General features: G+C 49.9%; 10 protein-coding genes and 1 pseudogene. 2 read left to right on the top strand and 9 right to left on the bottom strand.

All coding sequences use genetic code 11. The features are described 5' to 3' along the window. A pseudogene (locus tag ACYVGO_RS33670) lies at window positions 1-1550 on the top strand (maltose alpha-D-glucosyltransferase); the annotation flags it as partial. Window positions 1551-1796: 246 nt separating this feature from the next. After that, a complete protein-coding gene (treF, locus tag ACYVGO_RS33665) occupies window positions 1797-3407 on the top strand; it encodes an alpha,alpha-trehalase TreF (RefSeq protein ID WP_460973111.1) in 1611 nt (536 codons plus the stop codon). 183 nt (window positions 3408-3590) lie between these two features. Here treF and ACYVGO_RS33660 read toward each other — a convergent pair whose 3' ends face one another. The 9 genes from ACYVGO_RS33660 to ACYVGO_RS33620 all read right to left on the bottom strand — a co-directional run bounded on the left by ACYVGO_RS33660 (window position 3591) and on the right by ACYVGO_RS33620 (window position 18475). Then, complete coding sequence (locus tag ACYVGO_RS33660; protein WP_460973110.1) at window positions 3591-3938, bottom strand: hypothetical protein; 348 nt, start codon at window positions 3936-3938, stop codon at window positions 3591-3593. A 93-nt stretch (window positions 3939-4031) separates the two neighbouring features. Then, window positions 4032-5780: an alpha-amylase family glycosyl hydrolase gene (locus tag ACYVGO_RS33655; RefSeq protein ID WP_460973109.1), complete on the bottom strand. Its 1749-nt coding sequence runs from the start codon at window positions 5778-5780 to the stop codon at window positions 4032-4034. A 396-nt stretch (window positions 5781-6176) separates the two neighbouring features. Beyond that, window positions 6177-8468, bottom strand: coding sequence for a DUF7133 domain-containing protein (locus ACYVGO_RS33650; protein ID WP_460973108.1), 2292 nt, complete (start codon window positions 8466-8468; stop codon window positions 6177-6179). 200 nt (window positions 8469-8668) lie between these two features. Next, window positions 8669-9307 carry a 3-keto-disaccharide hydrolase gene (locus ACYVGO_RS33645; RefSeq protein WP_460973107.1) on the bottom strand — a complete coding sequence of 213 codons (639 nt, stop codon included), beginning with the start codon at window positions 9305-9307 and terminating at the stop codon, window positions 8669-8671. 208 nt (window positions 9308-9515) lie between these two features. Then, on the bottom strand, window positions 9516-11024 hold the full coding sequence (locus ACYVGO_RS33640; protein ID WP_460973106.1) for a RagB/SusD family nutrient uptake outer membrane protein: 1509 nt from the start codon (window positions 11022-11024) through the stop codon (window positions 9516-9518). Window positions 11025-11037: 13 nt separating this feature from the next. Next, on the bottom strand, window positions 11038-14439 hold the full coding sequence (locus ACYVGO_RS33635; protein WP_460973105.1) for a TonB-dependent receptor: 3402 nt from the start codon (window positions 14437-14439) through the stop codon (window positions 11038-11040). 277 nt (window positions 14440-14716) lie between these two features. Beyond that, window positions 14717-15838: a FecR domain-containing protein gene (locus ACYVGO_RS33630; protein ID WP_460973104.1), complete on the bottom strand. Its 1122-nt coding sequence runs from the start codon at window positions 15836-15838 to the stop codon at window positions 14717-14719. A 70-nt stretch (window positions 15839-15908) separates the two neighbouring features. After that, entirely contained in the window at window positions 15909-16544 is a 636-nt protein-coding gene (locus ACYVGO_RS33625; protein ID WP_460973103.1) for an RNA polymerase sigma factor, read from the bottom strand. A gap of 302 nt (window positions 16545-16846) precedes the next feature. Beyond that, entirely contained in the window at window positions 16847-18475 is a 1629-nt protein-coding gene (locus tag ACYVGO_RS33620; RefSeq protein WP_460973102.1) for an FAD-dependent oxidoreductase, read from the bottom strand. Window positions 18476-18484: the final 9 nt, after the last annotated feature.

The following is an 18484-nucleotide window of genomic DNA, read 5'->3' as shown; positions in this document are numbered from 1 at the left end:
AAAAGCAGACCATGCGGAGCATTTCTATTCTGAATCATGCGCCACTTCTGCTCCCGGTTGGGTCGGCCTACATACTGCTGCTAGAAGTAACGTATGAGCGGGGTTTGCCCGAAATCTTCCAATTGATCATCGCATTTGCTAGTGCATCGCAGGCGGCCAAACTTACCCACGATTGCCCACAGGCTATACTGGCGAATCTGGAGCTTGGCCACGAGTCGGGTATTCTTTGCGATGGGTTGTATCTGCCTGAAGTTCAGCAGGCGCTTCTTTACAAAATGACCGAAAATGCCAGGCATAAAGAAGGAAATCTGGCCTTTCAGTGTACACCGTTGCTGGCCGGTTATGTTCGGGAACACAGCGCCATAAAATCAAAATTGGCTACGTCCAGTCATCATTACGCAGCTATTATCTACGACCATTGTTTTCTGCTGAAATTCTACCGGAAGGTAGATATGGCCATCAATCCCGATACGGAACTGACGCGTTTCCTGTCCGAAAACGCTGGTTTTTCCTATGTTCCAAAATTTGCCGGAGCCGTAGACATGTTTTCGGGCGGTGAGCCGATCCTGTTGGGGGTAATGCAGGAAGGGGGTGCCCGTCATGGCGATGGAAAAACCTACGTACTGGAACGGATCAACAACTTTATCGAGCGCGTTCTGGCCCGCAATCAGATCCAGTTAGCGACAGCTGTTGATGTTCCCCGCGGTACCCTGAGTCAACCCCTATCCCTCAACGACTTACCCGCCGAAACGCAGGAGTTGATCGGTCCACGGGGTGCAGAACAGGCCCGGCTTCTGGGCACACGTATCGGGCAGATGCACCGCGCACTGGCTTCGGATAGTACGCATCCGGATTTTGCCCCGGAAGAATTCTCTCTGCATTACCAGCGGTCACTGTTTTCGGGTTTACAGTCGTTGGTTCGCGAAAGCTATCAAAGCCAGCAACGGAATCTACAACGACTTCCCGACGATGTACGAGCGGATGTTGAGCAAATGCTGGGTCGAAAAGACGACGTACTGAATCTGCTGAAGCGGATTTACAGCAAAAAGCTGGACACCAGAAAAATTCGAATCCACGGCGATTTACAGTTGGAAAAGATTCTGCTCACGGGTAAAGATATTGCCATTCAGGATTTCGGTGGCGATCCGACCCGCAGTTATAGTGAACGACGGCTGAAACGCTCACCCCTGCGCGACGTTGCGGCCATGATTCGCTCCTTTTATTACGTAGGATACGAAGGTTTTTTGCGGACCAATCAGGTGACGGACAATGATCTGGTTCGTATTCTACCCTACGCCGAGTTCTGGGCGCACTACATGAGTGGTTTCTTTATGCATGCGTATCTGGAAGCGGTTCGGGGTAGTTCGTTTATCCCAACCGACCCGGACGATTTGCAAATGATGCTGGAAACATACCTGCTCGAAAAAGCCATTACCGATTTGAATCAGGAACTCAATCACCGTCCCGATTGGGTGCGCGTTCCCTTGCAGCTTATCAAATCCATTGTCGTAGCACCCGTCCCGGTTGTTTCTGAACCAGAACTGGTGTAGGGATGAACGACGAGCTATGCCCTATCCCCTGGGTATGGCCTGCCTGATAACCACCGTAAATATGGAACCTGTTTAAACTTTATTTTTTATATCTCCAATGCGCTTTAGTTTAACCGCAGAGAGCGCTGAGCCAAAGCCGCAAAGAACGCTGAGTTTGCTGACTGAATTTCTTTGCGCTTTGCCTTAGCGTTCTTAGCGGTTAATTTGAAAAGTTTAAACAGCTTAATGATTATTGAAAACATTTGCATGAGGCAACCAATAAAACCTTTTTTAACGCTTACTTTCATCATTTTTAGCCTGGCTCCTGTTCAGAGTCAGCAGGTTCTCGAAAAAAAAGCATACGCCGTTACCCGGAATCTGGCTGGCCCCGACGAACAGTTTGGGGCCTTATTCGAGGCCGTTCAGATGAAAGCTGTTTTTCCGGACTCCAAAACCTTTGCCGACTGTACGCCCAAATTTCCACCAGAAACGATTCTGTCCAATTATGAAAATGCCCGCCAGCGTAGGGATTTCAATCTGAAAGCGTTTGTTCTACAGAATTTTACGTTACCGATAAAGCCAGCGTCTGGCTATACCAGTAAAGCCGGGCAATCGGCTCAACAGCACATTACAGATTTATGGCCTGTGCTTACCCGGCCCGCTTCTCTTACATCTAAGGCAGCTCAACAGGCCGGGTCGCTGATTTCCTTACCAAAGCCCTACGTTGTGCCGGGCGGACGTTTTGGCGAAATTTATTACTGGGACAGCTATTTCACGATGCTGGGTTTGCGGGCATCGGGCCAGACTAGCCAGATTCGGAACATGGTCGACAATTTCGCCTACCTGATCAAAACGGTTGGCTTTATTCCCAACGGCAATCGAACCTACTTTCTGGGACGATCGCAACCACCGTTTTTTTCGTTTATGGTGAGCCTATTGAGCGAAATGCAGGGTCGCCGGGTGCTGATCAATTATCTGCCCCAGTTGCAACAGGAATATGATTTCTGGATGGATGGAAAAGACCAACTGACCGCACAGCACCCCGCTCACCGGCGGGTCGTTCGGCTGGCCGAAGACGTTTACCTGAACCGGTATTTCGATGATAAACAAACACCCCGCCCGGAGTCATACCGGGAGGATGTTCAACTGGCCCGACGCACCAAAGATCCGAAAATGCTGTATCAGCATCTTCGGGCAGCGGCTGAATCAGGCTGGGATTTTAGCAGCCGCTGGTTTCGCGACGGCAAGAGCCTACAAACAATCCACACAACGGATTTTATTCCGGTTGATTTGAACGCCCTGCTTGTTCATCTGGAACAAACCCTGGCCGAAGTGTACCGGATGAAGGGTGATGAGACTCAATCGAAAACGTACCTGCACCTGGCTCAGCAACGGCGTGAGGCTATTCAACGTTATTGCTGGAATCCGAAAAGTCAGTTTTATTTCGACTATGATTTTGTGGCTAGAAAACCATCTACGGTTTATTCACTGGCGGCTGTCTATCCGCTTTTTGTACGAATCGCTACGGCCAGTCAGGCTATGGCTGTTGCCCGCAAACTGGAACAATCCTTCCTGAAACCCGGCGGGCTGACCACCACGCTCGTCCGTACCGGCGAACAGTGGGATGCGTCGAACGGCTGGGCTCCCTTGCAGTGGCTGGCTATTCGGGGTTTACGGAACTATGGACAGATTCCACTGGCTACTAAAATTAAAGCCAACTGGGTAAACGAGAACTTACGGGTCTATAAAGCCAGCGGTAAGATGGTCGAAAAATACGATGTGGTCAGTACGGCTGCAGCCAAAGGCGGGGAGTATCCTAACCAGGATGGTTTCGGTTGGACAAACGGCGTATTGCTGAAGCTTTTGAGTGAAAAGTGAGCTTTATATAATCAACCTAACTCCTCCTAATTCCTCAACGCGATATTGAAACCGCTGGCCGGAATCTGCCATTTAGTAGATAGCTCTTGGATCAATTCGGGACCGAAATAGCCATTTATCCGTTTGTACGTAACATCAATACGATAAAGCGCTGTTTTTAAATCATCGGTCTTCGTCAACAATTTATCCGTTTGCTTTAGAAACCTGTACCCTTCCCTTCTGTTCCTTCAGCTTCACTTCCTGAGCTTCCTCAAACCAGCCCCACTCTTCCAGCCGGGCTAAAAAGACATTAACCAGTAAACGTTTCCTGCCTGGGCTTGCTCTGTCCAGTAAAGGTTTAATCAGGAGTGGATTCGCCAACACATAAACCTGATGGGGGTCACCGATTTGGCCGAACTCCTCCGGTTCTAATCGGTAGGGTAGGCCGTATATAAACTTGGGGGGCCTCTTGGTCCAGTGGTCTGAGCCTAATTGACGGGCGTTTTGGCGGGATGGGTCGTCGTACAAGTAAAATCGAATAAGATAGTTCATCGTGCTTAAATCCAAGTTCCACTGCAATGCTTAATACTCAATTAGAATTTGATAGAAATAAGCAGTGGAGCGCTTGAAAGGCATGACGAACTACTACACTGCTTTATAGACCAGAATTGACTCTGGTTGTAGAATTATAGTATCCTCATCCGAGAGAAAATCTAGGGAAGCCCCAGGACCGCCCCAAATCGGGTCTGCCGAATCGAGTAACTTCTGCCAGTTTTTTCCCAGAGACGGTAACGTAATCGGCTGATCTTCCAGCGAAAAGTTCATCAGGCACAGTACATGATTATCTCGACACCATCGGCGAAGGATCATCGTTTGCTGGTCTTTCCGGTGATTGATTTCTACCTGCTTTGGATTCAGGTGATACAGCGCGGGTTGTGATCGGCGTAAGGCGGTTAGCGCCTGGTAATACTGGTAAAGTGTTTTATTCGGAACCTGATCCAGTAATTCCCAGGCCAGCGGCTTATCATGGGTTAACAAAGCTGCTTTGTCTGTTACATGAACAGCCGTAACGGGACTGGTTTGCAGTGATTCCGCAAAGGGATTCGTTGCGCCCCATTCTTCGCCCATAAACAGGGTAGGAATATAGGGACTCACCATAATGGAACCGGCCGTCAGCTTTAACAATTCGAGGCTAATAACCTGTTCATCTTCTTCAGATACTGTATAATTACCCGTCTGCTTATGGTTCTGCGAAACCACTAGCAGGGGGGCATCAGGTACAGTTTTTGCCTGCCGATCAAACAGTTCCTGCAGAATTGATGAAAACTGAGCATTATATACATAATCCTCCCGGTAGGTTTTCGTCTGGTGACCACCGTTCTTATCGGTAAGGTAGTAGCTTTTGCAATCATCGTCAGTCATTGCTGACGGAACAGCACCAACTTCCAGGCCAGTTGGGCTATACATCGGAATTTCGGTCAGATCCTGCTCAACAAGCAGATAATACTGCCGACCGGTTCGGGTAGTCAATTGATTGGTGTGTTCCCGGATTTCCTGCAATAAACTCCCAAAGTCGCTTCGTGATGGGTCGGCGTTCAGCCGAATTCCGTCGGCATGAAAATCACGGAACCACATCAGGGCATTTTCAATCAGATAACGCCGATACGCTTCCCGCTGACACTCATTTTGTTGTAACATCTTAGTTGGATTGGCGGCTTGTTTACGGGGTAGATACGTGTCAAAACCCCGATTGCTGGTTGTTGGCTGATCAATTGGATTTGGGGCAATATCCAGAATGACCGCTATGCCCTCATAATGGCAGGCATTGATCAGGTATTGTAACTGTGTTGCTCCCCCATAACACGATTGAACGGCATAGATAAAGGATTCCTTATAGTGCTGTTCTTTTGAATCAGGGAATGGAGCAACAGGCCTGATGACGAGGGCGTTGATGCCTAATTTTTTCAAATGGCCGAGTTTGCTACTAATAGCCTGTAGCGTGCCTTCGGGCGTAAACGTGTGGATGTCGAGTTCATAGATAATGTACTCATCGAGGGGCGGGTTGATCCAGCAGGAGTCTTCCCAGTAGAATTTGCCTGTATCTACTGCCTGAGAAGGGCCATATATACCCTCAGGCTGCGCCAGGGATGCCGGATCGGCACATTCCTTCTCATCGTCGAGCACAAACGTATACGTATCTCCGGGTTTGATCAGGTCGGTTTCCAGATTCCAGTAGCCTGAACGATCGTTTGTTAATGGAAGGTGTACAGGCTGATCATGGATAGCTAGCGCTACCTGTTTGGCCTGAGGGGCCCAGAGAACCACGTTCGCTTGTTGTTCTCTGGGAAAGGTAATGCCAAGGGTTCGTCTATTTATATCGGGGTGATTTTTCATACGTTGATGTAATAAACAGGTGCTGCTACCGAGCAATTCTGTAGGCGATCGACCTACACTGGTCAGTCAGGTTAACCTGATCTAAACCAAAGTACGCCGGACCTGCTTAGAATGGGCTTAAGCAGTTATTAGAAAGTCCTTAGAGCATGAAGCTATCAGCTACCGAAGGGAGCCAATTTGATCTGTAGTAATCAGACGCCGTTTGGCCGATGGCTGTTTTTGCCGAGTTACTTCGATGGGGCTACTAAAGGGATAGAACCATTTCTCCCGAAACTGTTTCACATCAGGGGAAGCGCTTTTCAACTCAAAAAGTAATTATAGATGGATTATCCTTCTGGTCACTATTTGCTATGATGCCATTCAATAGATGTCATAGGTAGTCAGTTCCTTACTTTATCATTTCTTGCTCTGGCGCAACAGATCCCGCTCCTTGATCAATTCATCCCAGGTCCAGGGTTTGATTCGGCTAGCCGTTTGGTCCCGGACCTTTTTGACCTGCTCGGGTTTAACGATAACGAAGTTGTTCATATAGCCCGACGACATTTCAGGGAAGCTCTGCATGCCCAGTTCCAGCCGGACATAGGTAAGCACCGAGGCAATCCATTCGTCACTATTGGTGCCCATAGGTGGCATGAGTTCATGGTAAGTAACGCCGTCGACGGGCCCCGTCAGGCCCTGAAGCAGTATCTTGATCACCTCGTCGCGATTTTCCAGTAATTTGAATTTCCCGGCCAGGTGGGGAGCAATTTTCGAGGGTGTCCCCTGCCCCTGCGAGCCGTGACACGTGGCACAGAGCGCGGTGAAAATCTGAGCGCCTTCCCGCACCAGTTGCCGATCGGGCGGGTTCAAAGCCGCCAACCGGCTACTGCCGATTTTACGGATCTCTTCTGCCTTTTTCAACGTGCGCTCGATACCCCTTAGCACGACGTGATCAGCATGAACGGCCAGAATCGATTGCGCAATGGATTTTGCTTTCTCGGCTTTGCTGTATGAAAGGGATAATATCAGTTGAGACAGAACATCGTAGCTATCGTCGTTTTTTAGCGACTCCAGCTTGTCGAGCAGTTGGGCATCATTCTTTTTGAGCCAGGGTTCGCTGAGCCAGACGGCCGTTTTGCGTACGTCCGGATTCGGGTCGCTTAGCATGGTCAGCACGGTTGGCTTGTCAATGGTATCAAGCCCTTCCAGTGTCCACAGTGCATGCATTCGGGTAAGGGTCGATGGTTTTTCGGCTAACGGCCCTTTCTCACCCAGAGCAATTTGTTTGAGCGACGCCACCACCGATTTATCGTTTCGGACAATGATTTCCTTTTGGGCGTTATCCCGCCACCAGCCATTCGGATGCGCCAGATAGGCGATCAATTTACGGGTTGGGTCGCTTAATAGGTTAGGGGCTGGACCGGGCTTCATACCGTCGTAGACCAGGCGATAAATCCGCCCCCGTTGTATGTTCTTATCCAGCCCTTTCGTCTTGATCTGGTCATAGAGATAACTACCCGGCTGTGCCCAGGTCGACTCCTGAATGATGCCCCGGTACATATCCACGATGTACAGACAGCCATCCGGCCCCGTATAGGTGTTGATGGGCCGGAAATTCATGTCGGTCGATGAGATGAACTCGTCCTGATGGTACACGTTGGACAGCAGTACTTTCCCGTCTTTGTTCTGAATATTGGCCCGTCGAATAACCCTGGCAACGGGTTCGGACACGATATAATCACCGAACATACTGGCAGGCAATCGGTCTCCCCGAAAAACGGATTGACCGCAAATAGACGTAAAATCGGCCATAGTACTATCGGGACGCAATGTCTTGGGGCCACCGTTCACATCAGGCGTTTTGATCGCCGACCAGACGTGGCTAAACCCGTCCTCAAACGCATCCGGGAAGTCGAGCTGACCATAGGCCGGATTGATCTGGAAGCCAGAAGCCGCAATACCGGCAGCCGCCCGACTGAAAAACACCCGCCCGTAATCGTCGTGCGTCAGTCCCCACTGACCGGCTGCGTTGGGCAGCGTATCGGCTTTCAAAACGCCATTTTTATACCGATAGCGAATTGGATCGATGGTTTCATAAATCCAGTTATCCAGGTTCCAGTCGAGGCCGCTGCGCTGGTGTTCGACATTGCCAAACGCTTTTCGTTTGCTTTGAAACACGGGCCTTTTTTTATCGGCTTTACCATCGCCGTTCGTGTCCCGATAGGCAAAAATGTCGTAGGAGTCCGTTTCGTTGACCAGAAGTTCATGACCAACGGTCAGGATGGCGCGGGGCATCAATAAGTGGTCGATAAACACCGAACTCTTATCCATTTTGCCATCGCCGTTGGTATCTTCCAGGAGCATGACCCGGCTTCGGGGCTGGCTTTGGCCCGTAGCCAGTACGGTTTGCATGTAGGTTTCCATCTGCGCCACATACAGGCGGGCGTTGCCATCCCAGGCCAGTGCCACCGGTTCCGAAATCATCGGCTCGCTGGCGACCAGTTCAAGATGATACCCTTTGGGCAATCGGAACGTTTTCATGCTTTCAGTGGGCGAAAGCGGAACCGTAGACGGCGTCTGACTAACCGTACGGGGCGTTTCGAACGGGTCTTCCTGCTCAATGGTATTCACAACAACCGAATACCGGGCAGCAGCCAGGAATAGGATTGGCAGGAGAATAGTAGTAGCAATCCAGAAATTACGTTTCATGGTATTGATCAAGGATGTAGGAGTAGATTTTCGACAGGATTTGTGGATTTGTGATTTTGTGGTGTCGGTTTCTAAAAACCTACTGGTGTGAATAGTAGGTTTTGAGAAACCTAAATGTGTCAGATGTAAGCATCTGACACCACAGCAAGCACCGCGCGGACGGCCCCGCTGACACCACAAATCCTGTCGAAAAGAAAAAATCAGGGAAGTTCTTCGAGCGTAATGTCTTTATAAGCAACCTGGGTTATGCCAGCCCCGTGAATTTGCAGACCGATCAACCCTGACTGCGGAATACTTTCATCCGATTCGGTATACTCGACCGTTTGATTGCCGTTGACATACAAACGAATCCGGCGATTTTCGGCCCGAATTTCGTACGTATTCCAGTCGTCTATTTTCACCCATTTGGCTAGTTGAACAGAATCGGGTTGGACCAGCGTTACCTTCCGGCGCGATTCGTCGTAGAGGCTTCCCCAATATTTGGGGCCCCAGTCGGCCTGATAGCCAATCATCTCGTAAGGCGGGTTCGTGAGTCGTTTGCTGCGGAACTGTATGCCCGCATTAACAAATCCTTTCGTGCCCGTCAGCCGGACTTTCAGCCGCATCACAAAGTTGGCGTAGCTGCGGGTCGTACACAGGAAATCGTTGTGCGGGGCCATCTGGTCGGGTCGCCCGGCGGCAATGGTACCGTTTTCGATTCGCCAGGTATTGATGGTATCCCCCTCCCAGCCCCGGAACGTTTTTCCGTCAAAAAGCGAGACGTTTTTTTTGGTAGGAGAAGGTAAGAAGCCCGTCAGAAACAGGGTTATAAGGGCAGAAATAAATAGAAACGTTTTCATAAGAAAAAATAAACTAAACGGTCAGAACCCGTACCACACCTTGTTGTTGTGATGTCAGTTTCTCAAAACTGACATGGTAGGTTTCTTAAAACCTATTGGATACACTGTCAATTTAACGAGGTTTTGAGAAACCTCGCTTGTCAGTTTTGAGAAACTGACACCACAACGAAAAATCCTGTTTACCCTGTCAAAAATTCAAAAGGACGTATCAATACCCTGGATTCTGTTTCAGGTCAGGATTGGTAATAATTTCACTCACCGGAATCGGATAAAGTAGATCGCGTTCCGTAACGTTAAAAGCCGTGGAGATAGGCGCGCTACCCGCCGGATAGTAATACGCCTGCGGATTGGCCTTAATTTTGGCACCTTTGGCCGACAGCACCTGCACCGCTAACCCGCTTCGGACCAGATCATGCCAGCGTTTATTTTCAAAAGCCAGTTCAATCCGACGTTCGTTCAGAATACTCGTTCGCATATCCACCTGACTCCCAGCAGCCAGCGGAGGTAAGCCCGCCCGCGCCCGAACCTGATTCAGATAGCCAACGGCATCGGCCTGACGGCCTTGCTCGTTCGTAGCTTCGGCCAGCATCAACAGTACTTCGGCATAGCGGTAGATCGGGCCATTATCGGCCGTTTGCCCATAAACAGCGTGTGGATGCAGGTATTTTTTGATGTAGGGCGTACGGTTATACGACGTTATTCCGATTAGGGGCGATGGGCCTGTATAGAAACCGATGGACGCCGAAAACCGCTGATCCTTGAGCGTATCTTCATAGGCTTTCAGCAAATCGGGCGTTGGTACGTTGTAGCCGCCGTAATTTTGCTGCGATGCTGGCTTTACCCCTGTCAGTATCGATGGGTCGGCCAGTATGGGGATAAATAGGTAAGGCAGCGCATTATAGATTGCCTGCGACGTTCCCTCGGCATATTGCACATCGAAAATAATCTCACTGTTACCTTTGTTGGTCGGTTTGAAAATGTCCGCATAACTGGGTAGCAAACTATACCCCAACGTTGTCACCGTCTTCAGGGCGGCTTCGGCATCGGCCCAGGATTTCTGGTTGATATAGGCATCGGCCAGCAGCGTATAAGCCGCTCCCGACGTAGCCCGCCCCGGTACCGAAGCTTTGGCGGGCAATAGTTTAGCGGCTGCTGCAGCATCGATGTTAATCTGCTTATAGACGTCGGTGGCTTCGGCTCTTGCTTTAAAGGTTTCCTTGTAGCCTGAGGCCGGGTCCAGAAATAGCGGAACACCTCCGAAGTTTTTTACCAGATCGAAATACGCAAAGGCCCGCAGAAAAAGCGCCTGTCCTTTCAGATTGGATTTAACAGCCTCATCGAAACTGGCGGCATCGATCGTTTTTAATACCTGATTAGCCCGAGAAATGATCAGGTAATCGTTCGTCCATTTGCCCAGCGTATAGGTATTATTAGTTTCTACCGTAAACGTTGCAGGATCTTCCTGTGGCTTTCCGCCACGCTGGGCAACGTTATAGATAAAATAGGTATTGTCGGAACGCATTTCGTTCAGAATCCAATCCTGATTATAAAGTCCCTGCAATGGCGCATAAATACCGCCGACCGCCTGTTCAAAGTCGGCCTGCGTCTTGTAGAAACTATCGGACGTTAAGGTCGTTTCCGGAATGACATCCAGAAATTCATGGCAGGCACTTAGTGAAAAAAACAGGATACTTAGGGCTATAAGTTTGATTTTCATGACGAGTTCTTTTTTAGAAACCGATGTTTACGCCAAAACTGACCGTGCGGGGAACAGGATACGATCCTTCATCGACACCCGGCGAACTGCCACTAGCGGCATTCCGGGTGTTCACTTCCGGATTTCCCGGATACTTAGTAATGAGCCAGGCATTCTGAATGCTGCTGTATACGCGCAGGCTCCGGATTGTTTTTACGTTGAGCGGAAGCGTATAACCCAGGGTAATGTTCTTGAACGACAGGAAGCTACCATCTTTAAGGTACCGGGTACTCCAGCGGTCGCGTTCCAGATAAGTAGTGCCTTGTTGCACACTGCCATATTTGCCAGCACCAGGGTCGGTGGGTGATTTCCAGCGGTCTTTTACTTCTTCCAGCACATTAAACGGGCCATCGAGATTGGTTAGCCAGTTCTCGTAGTGCGCCAGAATCTGGTTTCCATAATTCCCTGTAATCGTCAGACCAAGATCAAAATTTCGGTAGTTGAGCTGATTTGTGAGGCCAAAGATATATTTAGGCCAGGGCGTTCCGGTTGTAGTATAATCTTCCGGGAACGTGATCTTTCCGTCACCGTTCAAATCCCGGAACTTGATGGTTCCCACCTGTGAATCAGAATATTTCGGCGAATTATCGAAATCCTGCTGATTCTTATAAACGCCATCCCAAACGGCTCCGTAAAACAACCCAACAGGCGAACCAACCTGCGATATATGGCTATAGAACCCGTAATTGACCATGCCCTGATAGATTGCATTGGTTTTTTCGGTCGATAGTTTTTCGACCCGATTCCGGTCGAAAGACAGATTGAGGGTCGTTGTCCAGGTGAGCCGGTTGTTGCGAATCGTAGTCGTACTGAGGCCAATTTCGTGCCCCCAGAATTTCAGCTCGCCAATGTTGGTTTGAATACTACTAAACCCCGACGACACGGGAACGGAGACGTTATAAAGCAGGTCGCTGGAGGTTGTACGGTAATAGTTATACGTCAGCTGAATCCGGTCATTCAGCAGGTAGACATCGGCACCGATGTTAAACTGCTTTTTTCGCTCCCACCCCAGGTTATTATCGCCCAGATTATTGGCCGCCCTACCCTGAAAAAGCGTATTGCCGAAGTCGTAATAAACCGGGCCAACCGTCGATCGGAAGGAGTAATTGCCGATTTCGAAGTTGCCGGTGATGCCGTAGCTAGCCCGTAGTTTTAAAAATGAAACAGGTGTTACGCGCCAGAAATCCTCTTTCGACACAATCCAGCCCACCGAAGCCGATGGGAAATTCCCCCAGCGGTTGTTGGGTCCAAAGCGCGACGAGCCATCGCGACGAACCGAAGCCGTGAAGAGGTATTTACTTTTATAGTTGTAATTCAGGCGGGCCAGAAACGACAGCAAAGCCCATTTTTGCACATCGCTGGTAACCACGGTCCGCCCGGCGGCACTCACGGCCTGTACTTTATCATCGGTGTAATTGGTCGCCGTAATCAGGTTGTTGTCACTTCTAAACTGCTGGGCCGTGAAATCGACCAGGGCGTCGATGCTATGCCCGTTAAATTCGTTTTGATAGGTCAGTGAGTTTTCATTCACCCAGTTATACATCCGGGTCGTATTATCGGAGCCGCTCGGAATGCGGGGTGGCGGGGTGAACAAAACGCCAATGGTAGACGGGTTAAACTGGAATATGTTGTTGTTACTCAGCTGGATATTGCCCGTTGTCTTGGCCTTTAAGCCTTTTAGGATTTCGTATTCAACGTAGGCGTTAGAAAGCAATGCCTGGGTTTTGTTCTTATACACTTTTTCCTGGGCTACCCGTAGCCAGTTTGGGTTGCCAAAGGAGGCCGGGTCCGAAGCCGTCAGCGCCAGACTTCCATCGGCATTGTAAGGACTGGCCAGTGGACTCGTTGCCAGCGCACCGGAAATAATGTTTTCGGTGCCATACGGCCCACCATCGGTTGCAAAATTAGTGTTGGAAGAATAATTGGGCGCCAGATTGAAGCCAACCTTGATCTTATCGCTGGGCGTAAACAGGGTATTTATCCGAAGCGAAAGCCGTTGAAAACCCGTTCCAATCACGACCCCATCCTCTTTAAAATAGCCACCGGTAACGGAGGTCAGGAAGTTTTTTGAGCCAGAACGGAGGGTAAGATTATAACTCTGAACCGCACCGGTTCGGGTTACGACATCAAACCAGTTCGTACCCTTTCCGGCGTATTGTGCCGGATTCTGGAAAGCCGGATTCACCGCTCTACCGTTCGATTCAGCAATTTCTTTCTGAAACTGAGCGTACTCTTCGGCGTTCATCATTTTTAGCTTCCGGGCGTCGGGGATCTTTTCAAAGCCGTAGTACGCGTTGAAATCGATTTGCGTTTTGCCCGCTTTCGCCTGTTTCGTTTGAATCAGTACCACCCCATTGCCCGCCCGCGATCCGTAGAGCGACGAGGAAGCCGCGTCTTTCAACACGCTGATGCTTTCAATTTCAGCCGGATTGATTGTATTGATATCGCCGGTAATGGGCATTCCATCGACCACATACAATGGATTAGCCCCAGCGGTAATTGACACCGAACCCCGAACTTTGATATTCATGCCCTCGCCAGGCCGTCCGCTCACCTGGTCAATGCGCACACCCACCAGCTTGCCCTGTAGCATTTGTGCCACCTGGGCTACGGGCGGATCTTTGAGTTCTTTGGCCGACGCAATGGCAATGGCCCCGGTAATATCCTCTTTCTGTTGCGTACCATAACCCACGACCACCACTTCATTTAGCGATTTCTGGTCGGGCGCAAGCTGTACATCAACTGTGGTCCGGTTACCAACCACTACCTCCTGATTACTGTAGCCAACAAACGAAAAGACCAGGGTCGTCGTGGCTTTGCTGGCCGGATCGTCCGGAATAACAAGCTTGTATTTACCCTCCGCATCGGTGGTGGTGCCTCGCGTGGTGCTTTTGAGAACGACACTTACGCCCGGTAGTCCTTCGCCCGTTTCGCTGGTAACTGTACCGGTGATGGTTAGGTCGGCGAACTCAGTTGATGCCGCATAGGGAGCGGGGTCCGCATCGCCCACATCGTCGGATGTGGGCCCGCGCACAATAGCAATTTGGCTACCCGTAACCACATACCGCAGTTGGAGCGGCTTCAATAGCCGTTCGAGTACAACGGCCAGTTTTTCCTCCGAAGCCGACAACGACACTTTTCGATCAATCTGGACAATCTGTCGGCTGTATACGAACTTGACATGCGCCGTTTTTTCCAGCGTGAGCAGTGCCTGTCGGATCGTATTATTATCCAGCCGAAGGCTGACTCGCTGTTCCAGAAGCTCCTGACCCTTAGCCGCCAGCACCCCATTCGTCAACGCAACCGTAAGCAACAACTGGAGTAGCGAAATTCGCATAAGCATCCGAATCGTTTCGTGGTTTGTAAACTTGTACATAACTTGTGGTAGGTTTAGTTATTCCGGGCAAAGGAGTAGCTACACCGATCGGCGGTGGCCCGAAATAGCCGCCCGATCGGTCAAATACCCCCGCTATGTTCGCAGCATAGCGGGATTTTTTTTAATGAATAATGTAAAATGAATAATTAATAATGGGTAAGTGAGGCCACCCATGCGGCAAAACAAACAACAGGCAAACTATTAACAATCAACCCCTTACCCATTATTCATTTTACATTTTACATTATGAATTATTCATTATGCATTATTCATTCACTTACGAACAGCCTTTGCTTGTAATGATGATGCGCGTATCGACGACTTCATACGATGCGCCAATGGAGGCACACAGCAATTGAAGCTGATCATACAGCGAGACACCCGCCAGCGAGGCCGTTAGGGTGCAATGCCGCAGGGCCGACGCATCATAGATGATTTCTACACCATAGGCTTTTTTTAGTCGGTCGAAAACGTTCGTAGCTGGGGCATCGTCGAAATTGAAGGTTTCTGGACTTTCTGCTACAGAAGGAATAACCATGGGTCGGGGTACCAATTCTTTCTGATAACTATTCAGGCCCGGATTGTAGGTTACCTGCTGATTGGCCGTCAGCACCACGCCCGACACAGGGGTACTGCTCGACGTTCGGGAAGCTATCCAGGCTTTCTGATCCATCACCGATACTTTCCCGGATATGACCGAAACCCGCATATGAGTTTCGCCCGGACGGGCCTGAACCCGGAATCGGGTGCCCAGTACGCGGGTGACCAAAGTGCCACTATACACCAGAAATGGTCGTTTTCCTTCATGAACAACCGAAAACAACGCATCCCCTTTCAGGTAAACTTCCCGTTTATCGGCATCGAACGAGCGAGGATACGATGCCTGACTATGCGCCATCAGCGTCATCTGGCTACCATCGGGCAACGACAGAACCACCGGTTGAGAGGTGCCATTGACCTGATTGAACCACTGCTCGTTTGAGCGATTCTCCTGTCCCGGAACAGACTCCGTTTTGGCCAGTTGATTCACGGACAACCGATGTTGCATAACCCACCAGCCCGCACCCAGCACCATAAGTAGCAGAGCCGCAGCCAGCCAGCGATATTGGTTCAGCGATGACTTAAGCACCACCCAGCGCGACGGTGTGGGTACATGGCGGGTCAGTTTAACAATCCGTTCCACTTCCAGAAGTTCCTGCTCGGCAGACAATGTATGCGGGCGGTTTTTAAGCGCTTCGGCCATGTCCTTGGCCAGCAGTAGCGTATGCCGTTGGGCCGGATTCTGTTGTTGCCATTCCTCCCAGAACTGGCGTGCTTCGGGTTGATCGTGTTTCACCCAGGCCAGAAACCAGTTATCGGTTAGAAAATCCTCGACGGTGTAGTGTTGATACGTTTTCATAGCGTATGAGAGTCAGCCATCTCGTTTGTTAATAGGGTGGTTTTTCGGGACAATACTCAGTACGCAGGGGTTATTTGGGGAACGACTCGTTTACCAACCAGCCGAACAACGATAGCAGTGACGGCCAGCTTTCCCGCAACCGGGTTAATCCCCGATGCAACAGATTCGCCACCGATTGTTTGTTAACCGCCAGTACATCAGCGATCTCATCGTTCGATAATTCGGCGTAGAACTTCAGGTGGATAGCCTCCCGCTGTCGGTCAGACAGGGTCGCCAGTAGCGCATGTAAACGGGCCGTCTGATATTCAGACAATTCAGTACGGATCAGGGCCTGTTCGGCGGTAATCTCTTCCGAACTTACATCATCGAACGGAACGCTGTCTTCGCTAACAACGGCCGAATGACGCATCACTTCCCGATGGATTTTTCGACGTAACGATTTGTAGAGGTAAGGCCGGATGTAGGGCGTTTGTACAATCTTGTGCCGATACGTCCATAAGTCCAGAAACAGGTCTTGCAGACAGTCTTTCAGCAGATCAGAATCGCGGGTGAAACGACCGCCGTAGAAGTGAAGTTCGCGGTAAAAGTGCTGAACCAACCCCTGAAAAGCCTCCTGTTGCCCCTCTCTGAACTGCTGCCAGAGTAGCGTTTCGTCCGTTTTCTCCCACGTATTTTGGGCTTGCTGGCCTATGTTGAGTTTCAGCATAATCTCTTCCCCATTAAGAGCGATTCAATAACTAGTCCGGTACGTTGCGACGGAAGTGGATACGCTGGTTAATAGGGAAGATAATTCAACTAATACTCAGTATTGTGCAAAATTTATTTAGACGGAGCTATAAGCCTTACATAAGGAATTGTTTGAGGTAGATTATCAGCCAGTTATCGACAAAAAATAACCCGGCAGAAGTCCACCGGGAATTTACAAACCAACCTATCTAAAAATTCTTCTTTCTAAAATGTATTCCCAAGGCTTATAACTGGATAAGGGGTAATACGCTTATGGTATGGCTAGTTATTCAACGACAAGACCTGCCCATCGGCCAGTAGCTTTTTTCGTAGTTCTCCCTGATTCACAGCCTGAACCGTTACCCGCTTTTGGTTAGCTAACACGGCAGCAGTACCACAGGCCTGCCCTAAGGCCATGAACGTAAACTCAATCCGAATGGCACCGTAGGCGATATGGCTGGACGATGGACAAGAAGCTGTTAACAGATTGGTACACTCGGATGCTTTCGGCACCAGGGCGCGATAGGAAATGGGCAATGGCTGCCATTCATTCCCCCCAAACACAAAGCCTTCGTTGTAGGCATACCCATCTTTGACAATGGTACGGGCATTATGAACATCTGGTGGCCAATAGGCCATTGCTACCGGATCTTCGACCGGTGTAGGATTATCTTTTTTGACGTGATGTTCGGTAATTACATAGTCCGATACCATACGGCGGGCATCCCGTACATAAAAAATTCGGGGCCAACCTCCATTGTCGGTAAATTCATCTTTTGTTAGCCCCCACTCCGACCAGGTTTTCTGTAAATCAGGGTCTAGCCGACCAATCTCAGGGTCATTGGCCAGGAAATAAAAAAGCCCCTGCGTGAAATTGCGATGGAAATCAATGACCTCATTTCGTTTTTTGTACGTTCCGCCCGGATACGCATAATTCATGCCATTGAGGTTATGTGATACGTCCCGGCCACCGTTAAAGTCTGTCTTCTGGTTGGGCAGATTGGCACCAGGGCGATACAGCCGCCCACCCGCTTTCAGGTATCGCTCAAACAGGGCATAGTGCTGACGGTCATAGTTTTCTGGTTTCGGCAGCGGGATTCGATTCTCCGGCTTATTGGTAAGGCATACCCTGAAACAGTAGGCTTGTAAACGATGGTCGCCCGAACCCGGTTCACCCAACGGCTCGCCCAAGACTCCATGAATTACCCCGCTTGAGGGATCGCCCAGTACCTTGTAAGGATCTACTTTAACGGCAAACTGATTGTGAGTCGTTTCGGCCCGAATGCCGTTTTTGGTTTCGTTATACACGCTGTTGGCTTCGCGACCAATCGTTGTGCTAACCCCCGCCCGGTACAACAAATCGCCTTCGAGCGTCGCGTCGATAAACGTTTTACCCCGATAGGTTTTACCGTTGGTGAGTTTTATTTGCTGAATGGACGTTCCTTTTTTCGAGACGGCTTCTGGCGTTTCCAGCAACTGACTTTCGTAGGCCACCACAATCTTATGTTCAGCTACCCAGTCTTTGATCACCTGCTCTGCCACGTGCGGTTCAAACCGCCAGATATCTGGTTTTTTGGCTTTCGTCCGTAGTACGTCTTCAAATTCATCACTGCGGCCATAAACTTTCGCAATACGCCGATAAAATTCAAGGGCTAAGCCACCAACGGCAGAGCTATTCTGAAAATCTTTTTGATTATCGATATCGGTTCCGCCCAACCCTTCGACCATGATTCCACCCAGATGCTTACCCGTTTCCAGTAATACCACCGATTGGCCCAGACGCGCTACCTGAATGGCCGCTGTTACGGCTGCCGGAGTGCCACCATATACCACTACGTCGTAGGTTTGTTGGGCTACCCCCTTCAAGGAAAGAAGTAAAAACAGAAATAGGATATGTTTTCGAAAAGTCATTAGGTCAGG

This window comes from Spirosoma migulaei, from assembly GCF_054776855.1.
The sequence above is the reverse complement of the archived record's forward strand: the minus strand, read 5'-3'. Positions and strand labels throughout refer to the sequence as shown.

Coding starts and splice junctions, on each gene's coding strand:
- ACYVGO_RS33655 (WP_460973109.1), bottom strand. CDS start 5,780: ATGAAAAATCACCCCGATATAAATAGACGAACCCTTGGCATTACCTTT.
- ACYVGO_RS33625 (WP_460973103.1), bottom strand. CDS start 16,544: ATGCTGAAACTCAACATAGGCCAGCAAGCCCAAAATACGTGGGAGAAA.
- ACYVGO_RS33630 (WP_460973104.1), bottom strand. CDS start 15,838: ATGAAAACGTATCAACACTACACCGTCGAGGATTTTCTAACCGATAAC.
- treF (WP_460973111.1), top strand. CDS start 1,797: ATGAGGCAACCAATAAAACCTTTTTTAACGCTTACTTTCATCATTTTT.
- ACYVGO_RS33640 (WP_460973106.1), bottom strand. CDS start 11,024: ATGAAAATCAAACTTATAGCCCTAAGTATCCTGTTTTTTTCACTAAGT.
- ACYVGO_RS33650 (WP_460973108.1), bottom strand. CDS start 8,468: ATGAAACGTAATTTCTGGATTGCTACTACTATTCTCCTGCCAATCCTA.
- ACYVGO_RS33645 (WP_460973107.1), bottom strand. CDS start 9,307: ATGAAAACGTTTCTATTTATTTCTGCCCTTATAACCCTGTTTCTGACG.
- ACYVGO_RS33635 (WP_460973105.1), bottom strand. CDS start 14,439: ATGTACAAGTTTACAAACCACGAAACGATTCGGATGCTTATGCGAATT.
- ACYVGO_RS33660 (WP_460973110.1), bottom strand. CDS start 3,938: ATGAACTATCTTATTCGATTTTACTTGTACGACGACCCATCCCGCCAA.
- ACYVGO_RS33620 (WP_460973102.1), bottom strand. CDS start 18,475: ATGACTTTTCGAAAACATATCCTATTTCTGTTTTTACTTCTTTCCTTG.